The sequence below is a fragment of the Veillonella sp. R32 genome, assembly GCF_010093125.1.
In the GTDB taxonomy this organism is placed as follows: Bacteria; Bacillota; Negativicutes; order Veillonellales; family Veillonellaceae; genus Veillonella_A.
The window spans coordinates 1-601 of the sequence record NZ_NMZQ01000080.1; the positions used below are offsets into that span (position 1 = coordinate 1).

General features: G+C 62.2%; 1 protein-coding gene. It reads right to left on the reverse strand.

Annotated features, from left to right (window positions below):
* Nucleotides 1-601 (reverse strand): phage tail length tape measure family protein (locus VER_RS10225; RefSeq protein WP_162100702.1); only part of this gene is annotated, 601 nt, incomplete at both ends.

The following is a 601-nucleotide window of genomic DNA, read 5'->3' on the forward strand; positions in this document are numbered from 1 at the left end:
CCAATATCCAGCACCGCATCCCACATGGATTTGAATGCCCGCGCAGTCCTGTCTGCCCAGGTCTCCAGCGTGCCCATGTTCTCTTTCAGGCGGCGGGTCTGGTCATCAAACCCTTTCGTTGCGGCCTCGTTCGCCGCCTGCAATGCCCCGGCTTCATCGCCGGAACGCTGCAACTGAGCAACATACGCAATCTGCTCCGCCGACACGTTATGGAACTGGCGAGCCATCGCCGTCAGCCCCGACGTCGGGTCTGTGGTCAGCTTCCCGAAGGCTTCAGCGACCTTGTCCACCTCCACGCCGGATGCAGAGGAGAAACGCGCCACACTCTGGCTGATGGACGCAATCTGAGCCTCACCGCTTACCCCCGCCTTAACCAGTGCGCTGAGTGACTCGCTGGTCTGGTTAAACGTCAGCCCTGCCGCCTGCCCGGCTCTGGACAGGACCAGCATACGATCTGCCGTCAGTCCCGCCTGATTGCCGGAAAGGACCAGCGTTTTGTTGAAATCGGACAGGGTTGAGTTGCCCTGATACCAGGCATACGCCAGCGCACCGGTCGCCACCGCCAGCGAGGTGGCCCCCACCATCGGCAGGGTGATCGCAC